At 66.5% G+C, this 21,750-nt stretch carries 21 protein-coding genes, 1 tRNA gene, 1 pseudogene and 1 riboswitch; of the genes and pseudogenes, 8 read left to right on the top strand and 15 right to left on the bottom strand.

Going from position 1 to position 21,750, the window contains the following annotated elements:
• Nucleotides 1-1,161 (top strand): glutamine-hydrolyzing carbamoyl-phosphate synthase small subunit, encoded by a 1,161-nt coding sequence (gene carA / locus BLR19_RS09100; protein WP_066626847.1) that lies wholly within the window; start codon nt 1-3, stop codon nt 1,159-1,161.
• Between the two features lie 4 nt (nt 1,162-1,165).
• The gene (locus BLR19_RS15005) at nt 1,166-2,110 is read left to right on the top strand and encodes a hypothetical protein (RefSeq protein ID WP_255366565.1); all 945 of its coding nucleotides are present in this window, start codon (nt 1,166-1,168) and stop codon (nt 2,108-2,110) included.
• Between the two features lie 10 nt (nt 2,111-2,120).
• On the opposite strand, the pseudogene galE reads toward BLR19_RS15005, so the two are convergent.
• From galE to BLR19_RS09075, 5 genes and pseudogenes are all read right to left on the bottom strand, one after another.
• Nucleotides 2,121-3,110 (bottom strand): annotated as a pseudogene (gene galE, locus BLR19_RS09095) (UDP-glucose 4-epimerase GalE); the annotation flags it as partial.
• Between the two features lie 78 nt (nt 3,111-3,188).
• Nucleotides 3,189-3,455: a hypothetical protein gene (locus BLR19_RS09090; RefSeq protein WP_039244738.1), complete on the bottom strand. Its 267-nt coding sequence runs from the start codon at nt 3,453-3,455 to the stop codon at nt 3,189-3,191.
• Nucleotides 3,456-3,671: 216 nt separating this feature from the next.
• Nucleotides 3,672-3,746, bottom strand: a tRNA-Glu gene (locus BLR19_RS09085).
• A 52-nt stretch (nt 3,747-3,798) separates the two neighbouring features.
• The gene (gene metB / locus BLR19_RS09080; RefSeq protein WP_091749906.1) at nt 3,799-4,980 is read right to left on the bottom strand and encodes a cystathionine gamma-synthase; all 1,182 of its coding nucleotides are present in this window, start codon (nt 4,978-4,980) and stop codon (nt 3,799-3,801) included.
• Complete coding sequence (locus BLR19_RS09075; protein WP_091749903.1) at nt 4,977-6,029, bottom strand: homoserine O-succinyltransferase MetX; 1,053 nt, start codon at nt 6,027-6,029, stop codon at nt 4,977-4,979. The genes metB and BLR19_RS09075 overlap by 4 nt, the downstream gene beginning before the upstream one ends.
• 75 nt (nt 6,030-6,104) lie before the next feature.
• Nucleotides 6,105-6,221: riboswitch (SAM riboswitch) on the bottom strand.
• Between the two features lie 430 nt (nt 6,222-6,651).
• Between BLR19_RS09075 and BLR19_RS15055 the strand changes: the two genes are divergently transcribed.
• From BLR19_RS15055 to BLR19_RS09060, 3 genes are all read left to right on the top strand, one after another.
• Nucleotides 6,652-8,388, top strand: a complete 1,737-nt coding sequence (locus BLR19_RS15055) for an amino acid kinase family protein (protein ID WP_091749900.1) — start codon at nt 6,652-6,654, stop codon at nt 8,386-8,388.
• 4 nt (nt 8,389-8,392) lie between these two features.
• Nucleotides 8,393-9,346 (top strand): homoserine kinase, encoded by a 954-nt coding sequence (gene thrB, locus BLR19_RS09065; protein WP_091749897.1) that lies wholly within the window; start codon nt 8,393-8,395, stop codon nt 9,344-9,346.
• A gap of 93 nt (nt 9,347-9,439) precedes the next feature.
• The gene (locus BLR19_RS09060; protein WP_055806344.1) at nt 9,440-9,754 is read left to right on the top strand and encodes a CsbD family protein; all 315 of its coding nucleotides are present in this window, start codon (nt 9,440-9,442) and stop codon (nt 9,752-9,754) included.
• A gap of 6 nt (nt 9,755-9,760) precedes the next feature.
• On the opposite strand, the gene thrC is transcribed toward BLR19_RS09060, so the two are convergent.
• On the bottom strand, nt 9,761-11,194 hold the full coding sequence (gene thrC, locus BLR19_RS09055; protein WP_255366561.1) for a threonine synthase: 1,434 nt from the start codon (nt 11,192-11,194) through the stop codon (nt 9,761-9,763).
• A 183-nt stretch (nt 11,195-11,377) separates the two neighbouring features.
• On the opposite strand from thrC, the gene BLR19_RS09050 reads away from it, so the two are divergent.
• On the top strand, nt 11,378-12,322 hold the full coding sequence (locus BLR19_RS09050; protein ID WP_091749894.1) for a retropepsin-like aspartic protease: 945 nt from the start codon (nt 11,378-11,380) through the stop codon (nt 12,320-12,322).
• Nucleotides 12,323-12,326: 4 nt separating this feature from the next.
• Here the strand turns inward: BLR19_RS09050 and pgm are convergent, their stop codons facing one another.
• The 3 genes from pgm to BLR19_RS09035 form a co-directional block, all read right to left on the bottom strand.
• Complete coding sequence (gene pgm, locus BLR19_RS09045) at nt 12,327-13,964, bottom strand: phosphoglucomutase (alpha-D-glucose-1,6-bisphosphate-dependent) (protein ID WP_091749891.1); 1,638 nt, start codon at nt 13,962-13,964, stop codon at nt 12,327-12,329.
• Between the two features lie 36 nt (nt 13,965-14,000).
• Nucleotides 14,001-14,849: a KPN_02809 family neutral zinc metallopeptidase gene (locus BLR19_RS09040; protein WP_091749887.1), complete on the bottom strand. Its 849-nt coding sequence runs from the start codon at nt 14,847-14,849 to the stop codon at nt 14,001-14,003.
• Nucleotides 14,850-14,927: 78 nt separating this feature from the next.
• Nucleotides 14,928-15,317 (bottom strand): hypothetical protein, encoded by a 390-nt coding sequence (locus BLR19_RS09035; RefSeq protein WP_091749884.1) that lies wholly within the window; start codon nt 15,315-15,317, stop codon nt 14,928-14,930.
• Between the two features lie 106 nt (nt 15,318-15,423).
• Here BLR19_RS09035 and BLR19_RS09030 point away from each other — a divergent pair, with 106 nt between their 5' ends.
• Complete coding sequence (locus BLR19_RS09030; protein ID WP_091749881.1) at nt 15,424-15,990, top strand: type 1 glutamine amidotransferase domain-containing protein; 567 nt, start codon at nt 15,424-15,426, stop codon at nt 15,988-15,990.
• On the opposite strand, the gene BLR19_RS09025 is transcribed toward BLR19_RS09030, so the two are convergent.
• The gene (locus BLR19_RS09025; protein ID WP_091749878.1) at nt 15,987-16,655 is read right to left on the bottom strand and encodes a class I SAM-dependent methyltransferase; all 669 of its coding nucleotides are present in this window, start codon (nt 16,653-16,655) and stop codon (nt 15,987-15,989) included. The genes BLR19_RS09030 and BLR19_RS09025 overlap by 4 nt on opposite strands.
• On the bottom strand, nt 16,652-16,780 hold the full coding sequence (locus BLR19_RS14990) for a hypothetical protein (RefSeq protein WP_255366560.1): 129 nt from the start codon (nt 16,778-16,780) through the stop codon (nt 16,652-16,654). The genes BLR19_RS09025 and BLR19_RS14990 overlap by 4 nt, the downstream gene beginning before the upstream one ends.
• Nucleotides 16,781-16,845: 65 nt before the next feature.
• On the opposite strand from BLR19_RS14990, the gene BLR19_RS09020 reads away from it, so the two are divergent.
• Nucleotides 16,846-18,573: a recombinase family protein gene (locus BLR19_RS09020; RefSeq protein ID WP_091749875.1), complete on the top strand. Its 1,728-nt coding sequence runs from the start codon at nt 16,846-16,848 to the stop codon at nt 18,571-18,573.
• A 436-nt stretch (nt 18,574-19,009) separates the two neighbouring features.
• Here the strand turns inward: BLR19_RS09020 and BLR19_RS09010 are convergent, their stop codons facing one another.
• The 4 genes from BLR19_RS09010 to BLR19_RS14835 all read right to left on the bottom strand — a co-directional run bounded on the left by BLR19_RS09010 (nt 19,010) and on the right by BLR19_RS14835 (nt 21,735).
• Nucleotides 19,010-19,783, bottom strand: coding sequence for a 3'-5' exonuclease (locus BLR19_RS09010; protein WP_176758315.1), 774 nt, complete (start codon nt 19,781-19,783; stop codon nt 19,010-19,012).
• 57 nt (nt 19,784-19,840) lie between these two features.
• A complete protein-coding gene (locus BLR19_RS09005; RefSeq protein WP_091750440.1) occupies nt 19,841-20,302 on the bottom strand; it encodes a hypothetical protein in 462 nt (153 codons plus the stop codon).
• Between the two features lie 822 nt (nt 20,303-21,124).
• A complete protein-coding gene (locus BLR19_RS09000; RefSeq protein ID WP_091749866.1) occupies nt 21,125-21,562 on the bottom strand; it encodes a hypothetical protein in 438 nt (145 codons plus the stop codon).
• A complete protein-coding gene (locus BLR19_RS14835) occupies nt 21,559-21,735 on the bottom strand; it encodes a hypothetical protein (RefSeq protein WP_176758314.1) in 177 nt (58 codons plus the stop codon). Before BLR19_RS14835 ends, BLR19_RS09000 begins: the two co-directional genes overlap by 4 nt.
• Between the last annotated feature and the right edge of the window lie 15 nt (nt 21,736-21,750).

Here is a 21,750-nt window from a genome sequence, read left to right as displayed (position 1 = left end):
ATGACGACGAAGATTCTTCCGGGCGCCACCGGCGTTCTCGCGCTCGCGGACGGCACGATCCTGCAGGGCATTGGCGTGGGCGCCGTCGGCTCGGCCCTGGGCGAGGTGGTCTTCAATACCGCCATGACCGGCTATCAGGAAATCCTGACCGACCCGTCCTACATGAGCCAAATCCTGGCCTTCACCTTCCCGCACGTCGGCAATGTGGGGACCAATGTCGAAGACATCGAGCAGATGGGCGGCGGGTCCGACACCTCGGCGCGGGGCGCCATCTTCCGCGACGTGCCGACCGATCCGGCCAACTATCGCTCGGACGCCAGTTTCGACGACTGGATGAAGCGGCGCGGCGTCGTGGGTCTGGCCGGGGTCGACACCCGCGCCCTGACCAAGATCATCCGCGACAAGGGCGCGCCTCACGCCGTCATCGCGCACGACCCGGACGGAAACTTCGACCTGGAGGCCCTGGTGGCTCAGGCCAAGGGCTGGACCGGGCTGGTCGGTCTGGACCTGGCCAAGCCCGCCTCGACTCTGCAGGCGTTCGAATGGAACGAGGGTCTGTGGGACTGGCCGGAAGGTCACCCCAAGACCGAAGGCCGCAAGGACGTGGTCGTCATCGACTACGGCGTGAAGCGCAACATCCTGCGCGCTCTGGCCTCAACCGGCGCGCGCATCACCGTGGTCCCGGCCACGACGACGGCGGAAGAGGTTCTGGCCCGCAATCCCGACGGCGTGGTCCTGTCCAACGGTCCGGGCGATCCGGCCGCGACGGGCGAATACGCCGTGCCTGAAATCCAGAAGCTGGTCGCCAGCGGCAAACCGTTGATGGGCATCTGCCTGGGCCACCAGATGCTGGCCCTAGCGCTCGGCGCCAAGACGGTGAAGATGGATCAGGGCCACCACGGCGCCAACCATCCGGTCAAGGATCTGACCACCGGCAAGGTCGAGATCGTGTCGATGAACCACGGCTTCACCGTCGATCGCGACAGTCTGCCCGACGCCGTGACCGAGACCCACGTCAGCCTGTTCGACGGCACCAACTGTGGCATCGCGGTCAAGGACAAGCCGATCTTCAGCGTCCAGCATCACCCCGAGGCCTCGCCCGGGCCGACCGACAGCCTGTATCTGTTCGACCGGTTCGCCGATCTGATGGGCGATCGCTGACGCCATGAAACAGGGGGCGGTTCGGTCGGACTATCTGGACTGGCTGGCCGAGGCGTTCGAGGTCGGTCGCCGGTTTACGCCCTTGCCGGACGGCGATGTCGTCGTTGGTTATGCGACGGGATACGACGCGGCCGACATCGCGCCCTTCGTCCTGTCGCTGCGGGCTGAGTTCGAGGGCCCTGTGGCCCTCGTGGTCGACGCCCAACCGGATTTGCGCGCCTTTCTGGCCCAGCATCGGGTGACCGCCGTCGATGCGCCGGTCTGGCGCGGATGGGCGCCGCATCCGGTGATGCAGCGGTTCGTGGCCTTCGCTGGTTTGCTGGGCGAGCGGCCGGGCGCGGCCCTGGCCTGCGACGTGCGCGATGTGATCTTTCAGGCGCCGCCCTTCGATCCTGCGCCCGAGGGGCTTGAGGCCTATGTCGAGGCCGAGACGCCGCTGGCCGATCACGCCTTCAACATGAAGTATCTGCGCGCCCTGTTCGGCGAGGCGCAGGCGCGGCAGCTGGCTGACAAGGCCTGTCTGTGCGTCGGCACCATCGTTGGGCCGCGCGCCGACGTCTCGCGCCTGTCACGGCTGATCCTGTCGCTGGCGGCGACGCCGCGATCCGAGATCGGCGGGGCGTTCGGCGCCGATCAGGCAGCCTTCAACATGGCGATCCATCAGGGTCTGACGGCGATGCGCGTGCGCCCCAACTACGGGCGCGTGGCGACCTTGGGCCTGACGCCCGGTGAGACGCTGAGGTTCCAAGGCGGCAAGGTCGTCAATCCCGACGCCAGCGTCAGCCCCATCGTCCATCAGCATGATCGCCATCCGCATCTTGAAGCGCCGGTCCATGCGCTGTGGGGTGGAGGGCTGGAGCTGCGTCGGCGGGTAAGGCCCAAGTCGGCGGGGCAGAAGTTCGAAAAGCTGAAAGCCTCGCTGCGCCGCCGGATGCCCGAACTGCGCTGAGCCGGCTGTGCCAGGCCCAGGCGCTGGCGACGATGGAGGCCAGGTCCGACTGGCGTGGCGCAAAGCCCAGCGCCTGACGCGCCAGAGTGATGTCCGACACAAGATGCGGCGGGTCGCCCGCGCGACGTGCTCCGGCCACGTCGCGCGGGCGGAGGCCGCTATGGTTCGTGATAGCCTCAAGCACCTGCCGCACCGAATGGCCGCGACCGGCGCCCAGATTGCAGGCGAAGAAGCCGCGTCGGTCGCCGAGCAACTGGGTCAGGGCGGCAAGGTGGCCCTGGACCAGGTCGCAAACGTGGACATAGTCGCGCACCGCCGTGCCGTCGGGCGTCGGATAATCGGTCCCATGAACGGCGAAATCGTCGATCTGGCCGCGTAGGGCCATCATGGCGCGCGGGATCAGATGGGTCTCGACCGGCCGATCTTCGCCGATCAGGCCTGATGTCGAGGCGCCGCTGGCGTTGAAATAACGCAGCGCGATCACATTCAGCCCGTGGGCGGCGCTGGCGTCCGACAGGATCTGCTCGCAGCTTAGTTTGGAGCGGCCATAGGGGGTGACGGGCGCCAGCGGCGTCGCCTCGGTGATCGGATCGTCGCCGGGATCGCCATAGACGGCGCACGTGCTGGAAAAGACCAGCCGGTTTAAACCCGCTTCCCGCATCCCGCCCAGCAGCCCCAACAGACCACCGACATTGTTGCGGTAGTAGTCCAGCGGCGCGCGCACCGATTCAGGGACCACGGACGAGCCGGCGAAATGCATGACGGCACAGATGTCGTGGGCGATCAGGGTGTGGCGCACCTTGTCCGCGTCCCAGACATCGCCCTCGACCAGCGGCCCCCAGCGCACGAACCGGCGCCGGCCGGTCGACAGATTGTCATAGGTGACGGGCCGATAGCCGGCGGCCGCCAAGGCCTCGCACACATGGGCGCCGATATAGCCCGCGCCGCCCGTGACCAGGATCGCCTTCGCAGATGTCAGCGCCGATCCGACTTCGCCCATCCGCTCTTGTCGGATACCGAGGGTCGGTAAATCAACCCCAAATCACCGGCGAATGTATCCAGGGGTGTGCGGCGACCCTCAGGGGATCGGCGAGAAGCTGCGCTCTTCGCGCAGGGCGCTGGCTTTCCGGACGGCGATCGGTGCGGCATGCAGCCAGTAGTCGGCGTCTTCGAGACGCTGCTCTCTGCGGCGCTCCAATCCGCGCAGGCGGCGCAGGGCGGCGTTCTGGAGAAGGCGCGCATGCAGGGCGCGGGGCGACAGTTCGGCGATGGCGGGAGAGCCGGGGACGGCGACGGCGTCGGGGCCTTTGGGCTCCACCGCCGGGCGGGCGATGGCGATAAACATGAGGATCTCGGTGCAGGAGGGAGAGGCGCTTCTGCGCCGAGCTAACGAGGGGTTAACCACAGTCCCTGTGGATAGTTCCTGACTGCGTCCGAAAAAAGTCCGTGAATCGAAAGACTTACTGCCTGTTTCCGGACAAAATGGTTACCAAAATCTTAATCCCGGGTCGGAGCGTTCGCTCAACGATGTCGGGATAAGGCGCTGAAAAAGCGCCGCCGGTGGCAGTCCCTAGGGGAGTCGAACCCCTCTTTTCAGGTTGAAAACCTGACGTCCTAACCGATAGACGAAGGGACCGCGGCCGGGGCGGCGCATTTGCCCCGGTTCGGCTCCTCCTGCAAGCAAAAAGTTACGCGGCCGCGGCGGTTGCGGGCACGAGGGCGTCCAGCGCCGGGAACAGGTCGGCGATCAGATCCTCGACATGCTCCAGACCCACCGACAGGCGCACCAGGCCGTCGCCGATGCCGGCCGTCGCGCGCTGTTCCGGCGTCATGGCGGCGTGGGTCATGGTGGCGGGGTGGGCGATCAGGCTTTCTACGCCGCCCAGCGATTCCGCCAGGGTGAAGATCTCCAGCGTCTCGACCAGATCGCGCACGGCGTCCGTACCGCCCTGCAGTTCGAAGCTGAGCATGGCGCCGGGTCCGGCCTGCTGGGCCGCGACCAGGGCGTGGTTGGGGTGCGACTTCAGGCCCGGATAGTGGACGGCCTTGACCGCCGGGTGGGCGGCCAGCTTTTCGGCGATCTTGCCCGCCGTGGCCTGCTGCCGCTCGATGCGCGCGAACAGGGTGCGCACGCCGCGCAGGGTCAGATAGGCGTCGAAGGGCGAGCCGGTCACGCCGGTGCAGTTGGCCCACCAGGCCAGGGTCTGGTGATCCTCGGCGTCGGCCGAGATGACGGCGCCGCCGACCACGTCGGAATGGCCGTTGATGAACTTGGTCGTCGAGTGCACCACGAAGTCGGCGCCCAGCTTGATCGGGTTCTGCAAGGCCGGCGACAGGAAGGTGTTGTCGCACACGACCTTGGCGCCCGCCGCATGGGCGCGGGTACAGATGCCGGCGACATCGACCAGACGCAGCAGGGGGTTGGACGGGGTCTCGACCAGCACCAGCTTGGGCTTCAGGGCCAGGGCGGCCTCGAAGGCGACGGGATCGCCCTGATCGACCAACAGCAGTTCGAAATGCCCTTTGCGGGCGCGGGCGTTCAGCAGGCGACAGGTGCCGCCGTAGCAGTCGTGCGGCGCGATCAGCAGGTCGCCCGGCTCCAGCAGGGTCAGGGGCAGGTCGACCGCCGCCATGCCGGTGGCGGTAATCACGCATCCGGCGCCGCCTTCCAACTCGGTCAGGGTCTCGGCCAGCACGTCGCGGGTCGGATTGCCCGACCGGCTGTAGTCGTACTTCCGCTTCTGATCGAAGCCGGCGAAGGAATAGTTGGACGACAGATACAGCGGCGGCATGACCGCGCCATGGGCCGTGTCCGTATCCACGCCCGTGCGGGCGGCGATGGTGTGCGGATTGCCAAAACGGGCGGTCATGCTTTGATATCCTTCAAGGCGGCGCGGAGGATGTCGCCGACAAAGGCGTCCTCCTTTAGAAAAGCGTCGTGGCCATACAGGGAGGGCGCCTCGACGAAGCGCCACAGGGTCGGCAACCGCGCGGCCAGTTCGCGGATGTCGTCGATCGGCACCAGACGGTCGGAGGTGAAGCCGATCAGGGTGACGGGGGTCGTGATGGCTTCCGGCGTCACGCTGTGGCGATCCAGAGAATCGGACATCGACAGCCAGCGGGCCGGGGTGGTGTGGGTGCGGTAGGCCTGACCCCGCGCCGTCAGATAGTCGCAGACGGGATAGGCGCCGCCGACGGCCGCGGGCGCGGTGGTGTCGAAGCGGTCGTCGAATTCCTCGGCCGTGCGATAGGTGGTCATGGCCAGTTCGCGGGCCAGGGCGACGCCTTCCTCGGGACGGCCGGCGGCGACGGCGAACTGCAGGATGCGGCGCTGGATACCGCGCCAGGCGGTGGCCTGGGGATGGGCGCGGTGGGCGGCCGACACGATGATCAGCTGCTCGGCCCAGTCGGGGAACAGTTCGGCGAAGGCCAGGCCGACCATGCCGCCGTACGAGCAGCCGACGAAGGCGGCGACGCGCTCGATCTTCAGATGGTTCAGCACCAGGGCCAGCAGGCGGGCCTGATCCTGGGTGGTGATGGTGACGGCCTTGTCCAGGAACTCGGCGCCGGGGGCGAAATCGACGGCCAGGACCTGAAGCCGGCTCAGATCGATGGGCCCGCGCACCGATACGGCTCCGGACCACCAGCCCAGGCCGTTGGTCTCCGTCCGGTGGACGAAGCGTCCGGCCGAGATGCCGCCGGCGACCACGACGACGGGGGCGCCGATCCGGCCATGCAGGCGGCCGACGATATTGGGCTGGTTCAGCTTTTCGCCCGAGGCGAGGCGGAAGTCGGCGGGAATGGGAACGATGACGTCGCGGGCGCCGCCGCGCTCACGCGTCGGTTCGCGGACAGGGGTAAGGGCTGTCGCGCGGCGACAGTCGGGGTCTTCGAGCAGGGTGGTTTCGGCCAGGGTCATCGTCGTTCCGCATCGTTCTCGCTCAGCAAGTCTCGATGCGGTGACAGAGCGTGGAGCGTCGTCTCGTCGATGCTCCACTCATCTCTCGCGACCCCGAAGGACCCCGCAGGAGTTGGCACCGTTTCGAGCTGTGAGACCCGATGGTTGCCCCAGCGTCAAAGGGCCTAATCCCTCGGCTGGTCTTGATGAGTGACTTTACGTTGATGATCGAGGCGGCACCGGTCAAGCGAAAAATTCAACCTCATTGACGGCTTGGGCCGACTCGATGGGGGTGAAAACACACGATAACCGACGTGCCGTGAAAAGATCATCCAATCCAACTTGACAGGGCGGGGGTCGCTCGATCACCCTAGGCTCAGATTTCAACCGGACCTTGCCCTGTGCCACAGCGCTCGCTCATCGCCGAAGTTTCGACCGTCGCCGGCCTCGCCGCGACGCGTTTCGGCATGATCCTCGGCGGCACGATTATCGGCGGTACCACCGGCACCACCACCATGCCCGAACGGGCGGGACGAGTTTAGCGCGCCGAACCCCGGCAACCGCAGAACCCGAACCCCGCCCGGTCCGCCAGGCGGGGTTTTTCTTTTCACCCCACCCCATCCCGACCTTTCCCGAGAACCCGATGTCCGCCCAACTCGCCGTCGTAGAAAAATCCGAAAGCCTCGACCCCAGCAGTCAGCCTGCACCAGAGGTCGTGGTGCTGAAGTTCGGCTCGTCCATCCTGCGCAGCCCGGCGGAGGCGCCGCTGGTCGCCTCGGCCGTCTATGGCCATGTGCGGGCGGGCCGAAAGGTGGTGGCGGTGGTCTCGGCCTTCGGCGGGGCGACGGACCGGTTGCTGGGCGAGGCGCGGGCGCTGGGCCTGGCCCATTCCAACGACCTGCTGCCGGGCTATGTGGCCCTAGGCGAGGAAAAGTCGGCGGCCCTGGTGGCCATCGCCTGCGACCGGATCGGCCTGGACGCCTGCGCCCTGTCGGTCCGCGAACTGGGCATCGTGGCGGAGGGTGAGCCGGAGCATTCGCGCCCCTGCGGTCTGCGACCCGACCATCTGAAACAGGCGCTGGACCGGCACGAGGTGGTGGTTGTGCCCGGGTTCGGCGCGGTGCGGCCGGACGGCAAGGTGGCCCTGCTGGGACGGGGCGGATCGGATCTGACGGCGGTTTTCCTGGCCGCTGAGCTGGGGCTGAAGAAGGTGCGGCTGGTCAAGGATGTGGACGGCCTCTACGACCACGACCCCAACGACAAGACGGCCCCGGCCCTGCGCTATCGCCGCGCCTCCTGGGACGTGGCGCGCAAGCTGGGCGGCGCGCTGGTCCAGCATGACGCCATCGACCTGGGCGAAAGCCGCGGGGTCGAGATCGAGGTGGCGGCCTTGGACCGCGCCGACGGCACGGTCATCGGCGACCGGTCGGCGCCGCCCGGCCCCGCCCCCGCCCTGCCGCCGCTGAAGGTCGCGGTAGCCGGATGCGGCGTGGTCGGCGGCGGCGTGCTGGCCAAGCTGCTCGATGATCCTCGCTATGAGGTCGTGGGCGTGCTGGTGCGCAATCCGAAGAAGGCCCGCGACGTGGACTGTCCGGCTTCGTTGTTCACCTCAAACCCGGCGGACCTGTGGGCCAAGAAGCCCGACATCGTGCTGGAGGCCCTGTCGGAGGGCGAGGCGGGCCATGCGGTGATCCGCGCCGCGCTCGAGGCCGGCTGCGATGTCGCCAGCGCCAACAAACAGGCGGTCAGCCGCGATCCGGGCGGGCTGCAAGAACTGGCGAAAGCCAATGGCCGGCGCATCTTCTGGTCGGCTTCGGTCGGGGGCGGATCGCCGATGATCGAGACGGTGCGCGCGGCCCGCGCGGCCGGCGAGGTGGTCGGCTTCGAGGCGGTGCTGAACGGCACGGTCAACTTCATGCTGGAGCGGCTGGGCGACGGGGCGGCCTTCATTGAAGCCCTGGCCGACGCCCGCGCGGCGGGCTTTGCGGAGGAGGACCCGTCTTCGGATCTGGAAGGTCTGGATGCGGCGGCAAAGGTGCGGCTGCTGTGCCACGAGGCGTTCGGCCGTTCGCCCGACGGCGAGGTGCCGCGCGATCACCTGACCGAAGCGACCTCAGCCGCAGGCGGCGTGCGTCAGATCGGCGCCGCTCATCTGAAGGACGGGGTGATCCGCCCGTCGGTGTCGCTGAACGCCGACCATGGCGATCCGCTGTTCTCGACCCTGCGCGGCGAGGGCAATGCGCTGAAGGTCTACGGCGCCGACGGGCGCGTGTGGCGCTGCCGGGGCCGAGGCGCCGGGCGTTGGGCCACGACCGAGAGCATCATGGCGGACCTGGCCGAGATCGTGCGTGCACGGCGCGCCGATGCGGGCCTAAACTAAGGCCATGGCCGTCTTCACCCCCGTTTCCATCGCCGACGCCGAGGCGTTCCTGGCCGGCTACGACATCGGCGAGGTGGTCGAACTGACGGCCATCGCCGAGGGGGTGGAGAACACCAACTATCGGCTGGACACGAAGCGCGGCCGGTTTGTGCTGACCCTGTTCGAGGGGCGGACGGACGAGGCCTCGCTGCCCTTCTGCCTAGGGCTGACGGCGCATCTGGCGGCGCGCGGCTTTCCTTGCCCGACGCCGATCGAGGACCGGTCGGGAGCCTGGCTGGGACGACTGAACGGCCGGGCGGCGGCGGTGATCGAATGGAAGACCGGCGCCTGGCTGCGCACGCCGTCATCGGCCGATCAGGCGACGGCGGGCGCGGTGCTGGCGCAGCTTCATCTGACGGCGGCTGATTTTGATCTGGAACGCACCAATCCGGTCGGGCCGGCCATGTGGCGTCGGCTGGCCGATCGGTGCGTCGAGGGAGAAGGGCGGGCGTCCGACGCGGATCGCGCGCTGATCAGACAGGTCCAGGCGACGCTGGCGCGCTTGGGCGATCCCTTCACGGCCGATCTGCCGGGCGGGGCGATCCATGCCGACTATTTCCCCGACAATGTGCTGTTCCAGGACGGCGCCGTTTCGGCGGTCATTGACTTCTATTTCGGCTGCACCGGCGCCTTCGCCTATGACCTTGCCATCGCCCTGTCGGCCTGGGGCTTCGACGCCGAGGGGCGGGCCATGCCGGACGCCCTGGCGGCGTTCCAGCGCGGCTATGAGTCCGTGCGGCCGCTGAACGCCGCCGAGCGAGCGGCCTTGCCGCGCCTGGGCGAAGCTGCGGCCCTGCGGTTCACCGTGACACGGCTGCACGACCGCATTTTCCACGATCCCGCCAACCTGGTGACGCCCAAGGATCCGGCGGTCTTCCTGCGTCGGATGGACCACTGGCGCGCGACCGAACCGGCCTGAGGCGTCTGCGCGGCTTCGTCGCTGGAACCGAAAGCTTGGCCGGGATTTTGATGGTGCAACGGCGAAGTCCGCCGCTCCCCGAGGACGAAGATCATGACTGACGAAACCATCAACGGCGCCGCCTCGCAGGCGCAAGGCAAGTTCCAAAAAGGCGTCGGCAAGCTGGTCGGCGACCAGAAGTTGCAGGTCGAAGGCGCCTATAACGACGCCAAGGGCCGCTCGCTGGAAACCTTCGGCAAGGCGATGGATTCGGTCGATCGCCTGGTCGAAAAGGTCCCCGTCGACTACCGCGACAAGGCCCGCACCGTCGCCGCCGAGGCGCGCAAGCGTCCGCTGGTCACGACCCTGTCGGTCGCCGGCGTCGGCCTGCTTCTGCTGCGCGCCCTGACGGGCGGCGGTCGTCGCTAAGACGTTTTAGTGGCGGCCTGAAAAGGCCGCCACTGCGTCACGCGCCGCCTCCATCGTCCCATCGACGATCGTCAACCGCTCGGGCTTGTCGCCCAGGGCGGCGATGACGTTTGCGGGTTCGGGTTCGAAGCCCAGGACGTTCGAGACGAAGTCGCCGAACTTGGATGGATGGGCGGTGGACAGGGCGACGACGGGGCCTTTCGAGCGGTCCTGCCGTCGCGCGGCGGCCAGCGCCACGGCCGTGTGCGGGCACACGACACGGCCCCAGGCCTCATAGGCGTGGGCGATCTCTGCGCGCGTCTCGTCCTCGTCTATGGAGACCGCCGAAACCTGGTCGCGAAGGGCGGCGAGAAGGTCCGGATCGAAGGCGACGGCGCCGTCTCGGGCGAAGGTTTCGAACACGGTGCGTGTCGCCTCGGCGTCGCGGCCCGTCGCTTCGAACACCAGCCGCTCGAAGTTGGACGGCGCCTGCACATCCATGGACACGCTGCCGCTTTCGACCGCCGGACGGCGCGAATACAGGCCGTCATTCAGGGCGCGGGCCAGGGCGTCGTTCTGGTTCACGGCCGCGACGAAGCCGTTCGACGGCAAGCCCATCTTCGTAGCCGCAATGCCGGCGAAGGCGTCGCCGAAGTTGCCCGTCGGCACGACGAAGGTCGCGGCCCCGCCCAGCTGGGCCGTGGCGGAAACATAGTAGGGGATCTGGCCGGCCAGCCGCGCCCAGTTGATCGAATTGACCGAAGATAGGCGGCCCCGTTCGCGCAGGGCCTCGTCGGCCAGCAGGCCCTTCACCAGGCGCTGGCAGTCGTCGAAATCACCACGCACGGCCAGGTTCAGGACATTGTCCGCCTCGACCGTCGTCATCTGTTTGCGCTGAACCGGCGAGACGCGGTCCAGCGGGTGGAGCACGACCAGATCGACCGACGTGGCGCCGGCGAAGGCGCGCACGGCGGCGGCGCCGGTGTCGCCCGAGGTGGCGGTCAGAATGGTCAGACGCTCGCCCGAGGCGGCCAGGGCCTCGTCCGTCAGGCTGGCGACCAGCTGCATCGCCAGGTCCTTGAAGGCGGCGGTCGGGCCGTGGAACAGCTCCAGCACGAACAGGCCCGGCTCCAGCTCGACCAGAGGCGTGACCAGCGGATGGCCGAACCCTGCGGTCAGTCGGTCCAGCGCGCGGTCCAGCGCGCCGTCGGGCATGGCTTCGCCGATGAAGGGGGCGATGGCTTGCAGCGCGATGGACTTATAGTCGGCCTTTCCGGTCCAGGTCTCGGGCGACAAGCTGGGCCAGGCGGTCGGCATATAGAGACCGCCGTCGGGCGCGATGCCGCGCAGCAGGGCGTCGGCGAAATCGGTTTCGGGCGATTGGCCTCGGGTCGAGACGTAGCGGGCGCTGGAGGTGCTCATGACGCCGATGGTCGTAGCCAGACGGGGCGGCGGCGTCACCCGCTTTCTGGATGATTTTGTCGGGTTTTCGCGGGCTGTGGCCCGACAATCCACGTCTGGGCGTGGAAGCGGTGGTTTAGGCGCACATTTTTGCCGCCTTAGGGGTAATGTCGTCGGTCCTGCAAGAGGGGTTGCGACATCGCCCCGCTGGCGCTGATCGCTGCGACGGTCCATGTCAGGAGCATGAGACGACGCGATCTTCTGATCCGGCTGGGGCTGGTCGCCGGCGGCGCAGGCGGGGCCTGGTGGCTGCGCGACCATGTGGTCTGGCGCGGGCCGACGGTCGCCTTCGCGGCGAACGGCTCCAGCGGCTGGCTGCCCTATGCCGAGCCGCGCGCGCCGACCCCGACGGTCGAGGTGACTGTGAACGGACAGCCGGTGCGGGCCCTGATCGATTCCGGGGCGCAGTATTCGGTCATCGACCGGTCGCTGGTCGAGCGGCTGGGGCTGACCAATGTCTTCAACATCCCGATGGTGGCTTACGGCGTCGGCGGCGATGCCCAGGTCGGACGCGGCACGACGCTGGATGTGGCGATCGGCCGCTTGCGGCTGACCGGATTGCGCGCGGCGATTCTCGGCCTGGGGCCGCTGGCAAGCGATCAGGGATTGGGTGCGGCGCTGATCCTGGGTCAGGACGTATTGCGTGAGCTGGTGCTGGAGTTGGACACGGCGGAGCATCGGGTCCGGTTCCTGCCGCGCGAGGGCTGGACGCCGCCATCGTCGCTGAAGCCCGTGTCGGTGACGCGGGCCGGTAAGGCGCTGCAGGCGGGCATCACCCTGGAAGGGGCGACGGTCAATGCGGTGATCGACACCGGCGCCTCGGCCGTGCTGGCCGTCACGCGCGAGACGGCCGAGGCCGCTGGCCTGCTGGATGGACGCGAACGCACAGCGGGCCAAAGCATCGTCCTGGGCGGCACGGTGCGCGCCGAGACCGTCGTCGTGCGCACCCTGACCATCGGCGACGAATTGTATCGTCAGGCGACGGTCGCCATCTATGACGACGTCGCCGTGCCGGGCTTCCCCAAGGCCCTGGTCGGCATGGCCGCGTTCGAGAACAGGCGTCTTGCGCTGGACCTGGGCGGCCCCGGCCTGTTCGTCGAACGGCCGATGGAGATTATGGTCGGCTAGGCCATCAGCCCGCCAGAGCCGTCGCCACCACGGCCCTGGCCTCGGCCTGAACGGTCGCCAGATGGTCGGGGCCGAGGAAGGATTCGGCGTAGATCTTGTAGACGTCTTCGGTGCCCGAGGGACGAGCGGCGAACCAGGCGTCGGCGGTGACAACCTTCAGCCCGCCGATGGCTTCGCCGTTGCCGGGGGCCTTCGTCAAAATGTCGGTGATCGGCTGACCGGCCAGGGTGGTCGCGGACACGTCCGAGGGGCTGAGCGCGGAAAGACGGGCCTTTTCCGACCGATTGGCCGGGGCGTCGACGCGCGCGTAGGCGGGGGCGCCGTATTGGTCGGTCAGGTCAGTGTAGAGTTGGCTGGCGCTCTGGCCGGTGCGGGCCTGGATCTCGGCGGCCAGCAGGCACAGCAGGATGCCGTCCTTGTCGGTCGTCCACACCGTGCCGTCGTGACGCAGGAAGGAGGCCCCGGCCGATTCCTCGCCGCCGAAACCGACGGTTCCGTCCAAGAGGCCGGGGACGAAGTGTTTGAAGCCGACGGGAACTTCCAGCAGGCGGCGACCCAGGCCGGCGACGACCCGGTCGATCATGGACGATGAGACCAGGGTCTTGCCCACCGCGACGTCCGCGCCCCAGCCGGGGCGGTTGGCGAACAGATAGGCGATGGCGGCGGCCAGGAAATGGTTGGGGTTCATCAGGCCCGCGTGGGGCGTGACGATGCCGTGGCGATCCGCGTCGGCGTCGTTGCCGAAGGCGACGTCATAGGCCGAGCCGCCCTTCATCATGCAGATCAGACCGGCCATGGCGCTGGGCGATGAGCAGTCCATGCGGATCTTGCCGTCGGCGTCCAAGGGCATGAAGGCCCAGCGCGGATCGACGGCGTCGTTGACAACGGTCAGGTCCAGTCGGTGGCGCTCAGCGATCTCGCCCCAATAGGCTACGGCCGCGCCGCCTAGCGGATCGGCGCCGATGCGGACGCCGGCGTTGCGGATGGCTTCCAGGTCGAGAACGCTGGGCAGGTCGTCGATATAGGCGGACAGGTAGTCGAACCGGCCCGCCGCCGCATGCGCCTGGGCGAAGGGGACGCGACGGACCTCGGTCAGGCCGCCTTCGATCAGCTGATTGGCTCGGGCGGCGATGGCGGACGTGGCCTCGCCCCCGGCCGGGCCGCCGGAGGGGGGATTGTATTTGATACCGCCGTCACGAGGCGGATTGTGCGAGGGCGTGATCAGGACGCCGTCCGCCTGCCGGTTCTTCGTGCGGTTGTGGGTCAGGATGGCGTGCGACGCTGCGGGCGTGGGGGTGAAGCCGTCGCGGGCGTCGATCAGCACCTCGACCCCATTGGCGATCAGCACTTCCAGCGTCGTGCGGAAGGCCGGTTCGGACAGGCCGTGGGTGTCGCGACCGAGAAAAAGCGGGCCGTCGACGCCCTGCGCCGCGCGGTATTCGGCGATCGCCTGGGCGATGGCGAGGATGTGGGCCTGGTTGAAGGCGCCGTCCAGGCTGGAGCCGCGGTGGCCCGAGGTGCCGAAGACGACCCGCTGCTGCGGATCGCCCATGTCGGGCCGGGTCGTCTCATAGGCGTCGAGCAGGGCGTCGAGATCGATCAGGTCTTCGGGGCGTGCGGTCGTGCCGGCGCGGTCGTGCATCGTCAGTCAATCAATCGTTCTGAGGGGGGGCGGCGATCAGGCGCCGCTGAAGGTGTCGCAGGAGGCCGGATCGCCCGACTGATAGCCGCGTTGCAGCCATTCCACCCGCTGCGCAGAAGAGCCATGGGTGAAGCTTTCGGGAGAGACGCGGCCGCCGCTGCGCCGTTGCAGGGTGTCGTCGCCGATGGCCTGGGCGGTCTTCATGCCTTCCTCGAACTCGCCAGCATCCAGGGCGACCTGACCGTTCGAAACGGCCGAGGCGTTCCGGGCCCAGACGCCGGCGTAGCAGTCGGCCTGAAGCTCCAGCGCGACGGAATACTGATTGGCTTCAGCCTGACCGGAGGCGCGCTGCTGGGCGCGGCGAACCTGATCGGAAGTACCGGTCAGGGTCTGGACGTGGTGGCCGAATTCATGGGCGATGACATAGGCGCGGGCGAAGTCGGCGCCGGAGGCCCCGAGCTTGTTCTCCATCTCCTGCCAGAAGCCTAGGTCCAGATAGACGGTCTTGTCGGTCGGGCAATAGAAGGGGCCCATGGCCGACTGACCATAACCGCAGCCGGTGGGCGTGCCCTGTTCGTAGATGACGACATTGGGCCGCTGATAGCCCTCAAGCTTCTGCGACCAGACATCATCGATGTTGGCGCCGATGACATCGACGAAGCGGCCGGCCTGATCTTTCGGCGTGCCGACTTGACCCTGCTGTTCGGCGCCGACGCCGCCGAACTGGCTGGCGAGCTGCGTCGTGGTCGAAGGATCGATGCCGAAGACCAGATAGCCGATAATGGCCAGAACGCCGACGCCCAAGCCGCCGCCAGCGATGGCTCCGCCGCCGAGACCCCGTCGATCCTCAACGCCGCCGCCTGTGCGTCCACCCTGCCAGCGCATGCCCTATCCTCCGCCCGATCCTGGTTAAGCTAGGCAGGAACGCGGGTGCAAGGGAAGGGATGCGTCAGTTTGGACGCTTCACTGCGAACGGGCCAGCCAGTTGTCGATCTGGCTCATGCCTTGGGCTGTCTGCTGGCGGCGTTCGGCGGCGGACTGGCGCAGGGTCCGCTCCTGCTCGGGGCTGTAGAGCGGGCGGGGTGGCAAGGGCTGGACAGCGGTGGGTTCGCGTGCGCCTTCGATGGCGCGCAGGCGAAGCTGGGTCTCGATCTGCTGTTGACGCGCCTGGTCCGCGTTCGACTGCGCCTGAGAACGCAGACGGTCGTTCTCGTAGCGGTGCAGGTCGGCGATGGCGGCGGGGACGCCGCCCGGATAGGCGCCGTAGGGTCGGCCGGCCTGCGGATAGGTCTGGGCCAACGCCGGCGTGGCGGCAGCGGCCAACAGGGCGGTCAGGGTCAGGAGCGATCGCATGGACACGATGTGGGGACGCGCGCCATCGCCGCCAAGCGGAGCCGCAACCCTTTGAGACGCCGTGGGTTCATCGCGCCGAACCCCTTTCACGAACGGAGCATTCCTCATGGCCCAATCCCTTTCCGGCAAGACCGTCGCCATCCTGGCGACCGACGGCGTCGAGCTGGTCGAACTGAATGAACCGATGAAGGCGCTGAAGGATGCGGGCGCGGTGGTCGAGATCGTGTCGCTGAAGGCCGGCGAGTTCCAGGGCTTCGACCATCTGACGCCGGGCGACAAGGTCACGGCCGACAAGGCGGTGGCGGCGGTCGACGCCTCGACCTATTCCGCCCTGCTGCTGCCGGGCGGCGTGGCCAACCCGGACCTGCTGCGGGCGGACCAGGACGCCGTGAAGTTCGTTCGGGCCTTCTTCGATGCCGGCAAGCCGGTCGCCGCCATCTGTCACGCGCCCTGGCTGCTGATCGAGGCGGGCGTGGTCGAGGGGCGCACGATGACCTCTTTCGAAAGCATCCGTACCGACCTGAAGAACGCCGGGGCCAATGTGGTCAATGAGGCGGTGGTGGTGGATCAGGGCCTGGTGACCAGCCGCTGCCCCGACGACATTCCGGCCTTCAACGCCAAGATGATCGAGGAATTCGCCGAAGGCCGCCACGAGGGCCAGGCCGCCGCTTAAAGGAGGCCGCCGCCGTAAGGCATCGCCCAGACGGAGGACCGCTTGATCTCCTGGTCCTCCAGCTCGCGCGATGTCGGGACGCGGTACTCGGCCAGAAAATCCAGGCCCGTGCGTGGGAAATAGGTGCGTCCCGGATCGCCGATCAGGACCCGCGTTCCCCTGGCGCGGGCCTGGGCCAGCCAAGACAGAACGGCGTCAGTCATTGGGCGCTCGTAGCAGATGTCGCCTGCGCAGATGACGTCCACATCCGGCGGGGCGATGTCCAGCAGATTGGTCTGGGTGAAGTCCAGCGTCACGCCGTTCGCCGCCGCATTGGCGGCGACGGCGGCCTGACAGAAGGGATCGATGTCGGCGCACAGGACATGGGTCGCCCCCGCCTTCATCGCCGCCACGCCGACCAGACCCGAACCGGCTGCGAAGTCCAAGACGCGCTTGCCGGCGATCTCCTGCGGATGATCCAACAGATACCGGCTCAGCGCCTGTCCGCCGGCCCAGGCGAAGGCCCAGAAGGGCGGCGGCACGCCCATTTCGCCCAGTTCTTCTTCCGTCAGCCGCCAGATGGGCGTGATCTCGTCGGCCAGCCACAAAGAAATCTCCGGCGCGTGCGGCACGGGCTGAAGCCGCGTGTTGTCGCGGATGAAGGCGGCGGGATCGAGAACGGTCATTCCGGCTGGCGCGTAACAGCCTTCAGCACGCTGGCATAGCCGGGCGCGACCTCCATGGCCCCGGCCTGCGGCTTCGTATGAATGGCGCGGTGCAGGCGCGGCAGCTTCCAGCAGGGCACATGCATGAACATATCGCAAGCAGCTACAACATAGCGTATGGCCTTGCTTAGCAAGTACGGGACTGCGGCCCATGTCCAACATCTACAGCTACATTCGGTTCTCGACCAAGGCCCAAGAAAAAGGTGCGTCCATCGAGCGGCAGCAGCAAGCCATCGGCAAGGTATGCGCTGAGCGAGGGTGGGTCGTTGATGAGGCAATTCAGGATCTGGGCCGGTCGGCGTGGAAGGGTCATCACCTAAACGACGCCGCTGGATTGGGCGACTTTGCCAACCGGGTCCGGCAAGGGCTGGTTCCGCAGGGCAGTACCCTGATCATCGAGAACGTAGATCGACTTAGCCGCGAGGAACCTATCGATGTCCTGACGTGGATGGTGGACTTGAATCGGAAGGGATTGAGCTTCCTTTTCGCCGAGGGGAACACGCTGTTCGACCACAACACATTCAGGGGTCAGGAAGCTGGGTGGCGCCTCTTTCAGCTATGGGGAGGGAGCGAGAGAGCCAAAGGTGAGAGCGACCGCAAGTCCGTTTTTATGCGGAAAGCCTGGCGGAAGAAGCATGAAGCCGCTGCCGAGCGGCGCGAAGTCATGACCTCGCAAGCACCGCTTTGGCTAGTCATCCGAGAGGACCGAAGTGGGTTCGACGTCGATGAACGTCGGGCAGACGTTGTGCGGGAAATCTACCAGCTGTGTGCAGATGGGGTCTCGATCCGCGGCATCGCGAGAACATTGAACCAACGCGGGTACAAGGCGTGGGGGCCGCAAGGCAAGGTTCACACTCGGGACGGCTGGAGCATGACGAGTATTCGCCGGCTGCTGATCGCGCCTCAAGTCGAAGGCGATTACGTTCCGAAATCGGTTCAGGAGGGGCAGCCGACGCGCATTGTCGGCTACTACGACCGCATCGTGGATGCGGCGCTCGTTGCCCGCGCGCGAGAAGCTCTTGAGGCTCGCAAGACCGGTGTTCAGGGGTCCAACTCCAACAAGTTCAACAACCTGTTTTCCGGTCTCGCTCGCTGCGCCAAATGCGGGGGAAAGATGGAGTTTCGAAAGCCATGGGCAAAGGGAAACAACGGGCCCGAGACCCGGCGCGGATATTACAACTGCCTGAACGCCTCCCTGAAGCGCGGTTGCGATGTGACGGCCACCTACCGGTATGGAGCTTTTGAGGATGCCGCCATCGACACCCTACTGAGCCGGGCGTTGGACGACACATTTTTCCGAAACAGCACTGAAGCGCGAGACCGACAAAATCAGCTAGCGGAAGCCGAGAAGAACGTTCGAGACTTGCAGGCGCGCGTGGAGCGGGCGGTCGACTACTTGCTGAATAACCCTAGCAAGGCGGTACAGGGGCGTTTGGAAAAGCTCGAAGCCGAACTCGCCGATGCAGAGCAGGGCGTCACAGACGCCCGGGTGGCTCTTCGGAGGGTTGAAGGTGCCGTTAGCCCCAACGAGGAGTTGGCCCGCATGGCTGAGGTGCGGGAAGCGATTTCAAGTGAGGATATCGAAGTCAGAAATCTAGCGCGAGCGAAGGTGACGGTCGCGCTCAAGGGGATTGTCGATATGGTCGTTTGCGACCCTGCCGATACCTATGGCGGCCAGGTGCGACGAACCTTGACCATTGTTTGCGTCGGGGGGGTCCAGAATTTCAAGTTTGAAAATAAGGGCGGCCTGATTGCCGAGGCTGGAGTTCTGTCCGACCTCGACAAAGGCTTGGGCCATGCCGAAGGTGTTGGTGCCGATGATCCGCGAACGAGGCGCCGTCTTGACGCGCTTCAGCGGAGAACCAAAGCCGTTGCGTAGTTCTGCCAGGTTCTACGGACCCTCAGAACGCCCCTCAACTATGCTGAGGGTTACCGCGCTGCCCCCGGCCTGCCTTGGCCCTGTACGGGGCTCGCTGGCTACTTCGAGATCCCGCCTCAGGTGGCGAAGGTAGGCCTCGCCTAGCGCCTCGGGCTCCCAGCCATGGGTTTCGGCCAAGACGGCCAGCACAGGGTATCGTTTCCACGTTCGGTGACGCTCGTAAATCATCTCAACCAGTCGCCGGGTCAGCTCCAGTCGCGCTCGGCATAGAAATATGATGTTCGAAGAAGTGGTGTCCGGCACACCGCCTTCGTCCTCTCCATCATTCAGCAATGCGTTGACCCAGAGGTCCACTCGGAGGTGCGTCGGCGTGCGTCTGATTTCGGCCCGCACCTGACTGAACGCCAAGTCCCATGCCGTGCTGCTGAACGACGACCTAATCTGAGGTGCTGCCAGTCGAGACATCAGGCGCGGAGGCGAGTCTCGCGAACGGGCCCAGATGGGGTCTGTCCGACGACCGGGCGTCAATGAAATCGGCGAGGCCTCGCTCGCTCTGTTCGAAGGCCCCTTGGGTCAGCGCGCCCCGCATTAGTTCGTAGCGGAGCCAAACCCGATAGGTGTTCACCACGTCGGTTTCGCAATAGTCCGCGACTTCCTGAATGCGCCCCGTAGCCACGTATTCTGCGACCTTTGAGCCGTCCACGCCGTCGGGCTTTCCGGGCAGGCCGAGGATGCGCGACAGCTCGTCGAGCTTGCATTTGCCCTGGGTGGTGAAACTCGCGAGGACATCGCAGAGGTCAACCGCGTCGTCGGAGTACCGCTTGAAATAGCCGCGCGCATAAAGGCCCGGCGCAGACAACTTGTAGACCATGGCCCGGTAGCGCAGCACCGGCAGGTCAAAGCCGCTTCCGTTGAACGATACGAGGCAGGGTCGCAGGTCGTTCAGACGGTCGGCAAAACTGGCGATCAGGTCGGCTTCACTGCGGTCGCCGATGTGCGGGGCACCGAGGGACCGGACGATCCAGCCATTGTCGCTGCTCTCCGCGATCAAGGCACCGATGCAGGCAATGCGGTGCAGGGGCAGCTTGCAGAACTTCTCGCCGACGATCTCCTGAGCCTGAGCGTCGTCATGGGGATCAACGCCATGGACACGCGACACGGCCTCCAGATCGGGGATGGTCTCAAGATCGAATACAACGACGTGGGCCATGGGGTTTCCCTGAGAAGCGTGATGGGCGGCAATGCCGCCCATCTATTTCAGCTTAGCTTAGCCCGCCTTCTTTGACTTCGCCGTCTTCATCGTCGCAGCGCGGGCCTGAGCAGCCGCAGCCACGGCGGCATCAAACTCGCCGGCCAGGACCGCCTGATCCAGCGTGTCGATGATCGGGCCAATGGCGGCCAAGTCGTCAGCTTCGACGGAGGTCATGCCCTTGGCCAGTTCCAGGGGCTGGCCGCCGTAGCGGAGTTGGAAGAAGACCTTGCCGCCCTCGCCGATGAACCAGCCCTTGCGGACGGTGCGCGGGACCTCGACACGCGAGCGGTTACCGGCCTCGTCCGTCTTGGTGACGGTGCGGACGCCCGCATAGGGCTTGCCCGCGACAGTGGCCTCGGCCAGCGCTCGTTGCTCCGCCAGATAACCACGAAGCTTTTCGCGATTGCGTTCTTGCGGACTGGCCGGCTGGTTCTGCGGCTTGGCGGCGGAAAGTTTCAGGCTTTTGAGCAGGGACATGAACACCTCGTTGTGGTTGTCGATGTCGCCGCTCTAACGCCGTCGTCCAGATATGCGACCAGAGACTGACCCGAAATTAATTCAGGCGTCACAACCATAGTTTTAGGGGATGAAAGTTGGTCTGGGTTCGCGGGGTTTTGCCACTCCCCGGTCGACAGATCGGCGCCGCCGGGCCAGGAATGTCCGCTTTCCGCTCGGATGCCAATTTCCGCTCCCGACCCGTTGCAGACCTTCCCGCCCTGCGGTTGTATACCATCATCGGTTCAGCCGCCTTGAGGGTGCGATGACATTAGGCCCTACGTGCCCAAACTGCGCGAAGCGCGTTCCGTTCGGGCGAACACAATGGAACCTCGGCAAGCCCTTTCATTGTTCGCGATGCGAAACGCCACTTGTCATACCGAAATCTAACGCTGCTACGCTGGGGATCGGATTGTTCGTGAGCTTCTGGCTTTTCCGTGACCGCTTTCCACCTGAATGGGGAGGGCAGTTCGGCCTCTTCGCTCTCATGGTGGTTGTTGGTCTGCCGCTTACCTGGGCGGCAACGAAAGTCCGTTTAGCGAAGGTCTCCTAACCACCCATAGCGGACCTCAGGAGTGTCTGCTTTCTGGCGGTGCCAAAGTGGCAGCGTTCTGGGTCGTGTTAGTTCTGAGTTTCTTCCAGCGGTTCTGTCTGGCTCGTCTACCGCTCGGTCTCGTCCGTTCTGTTCATGGCTTAACCACTGCGGGCCTGGCGGACCAGTTTCGCAGCGGACGGTTAAACGGCTGTCCGGCTACCGACGCGTCGCGAAGTGCAGCTTGGTGGATCAGCCTATGGGTCCTGCGCCTATGACATGAGGAGCAGATCGCAAGTTTGCGGCGTGATAGCCTTCGCGATGTATCGGCCCCACCCCGGTATGTCGGAAGCGTCCTTCAGCACGACCGAACCCGTCGGGACCATTTCCTTCCAGATGCCCGCTACAGCCGAGGCAATCTGATCGACATGCTCGGGCGCGCAGCTCAGGGCCAGGTGGATGTGGAGGTTCGTATCGACGTGCTCGATCACCGCGACATAGGTGGACCGGTCGTCCACGCGTTTGGCCCACAGCCGACCAAGGACCAATCGGTCTAGACGCGCATGCAGATGCTTGAGGTCTTCGGCGGCGCCTGCCGGTGTGGTGTCGCGATTGAACGCCAGCGTGATCGCCAGCGCCGGATTTAGTTGCTCCACAAGGTCGATGATGGAGGCGCGATATTTGATCGTTCTGACGGCTGGCGGGATCATTGCGCGCCGCCGTTCAGAGGGTTTTGCCACGCCGCGATTTCAGCGGCCGTGTAGGTCCGCACAGGCTCCCGCTTGACGTGCGACCAACAGCCTTTCTTGGCCGGGGGCGGCGCGAAGGCGGCCTCTCGCGGGCGGCCCGCGTGCTTGTTTCGTTGCCAGTCCATCTTCGCCATCTGCGCCCTCCGAGG

The sequence above is a fragment of the Brevundimonas sp. 374 genome (assembly GCF_900102995.1).
GTDB lineage: Bacteria > Pseudomonadota > Alphaproteobacteria > Caulobacterales > Caulobacteraceae > Brevundimonas > Brevundimonas vesicularis_C.
The sequence above is the reverse complement of the archived record's forward strand: the minus strand, read 5'-3'. Positions and strand labels throughout refer to the sequence as shown.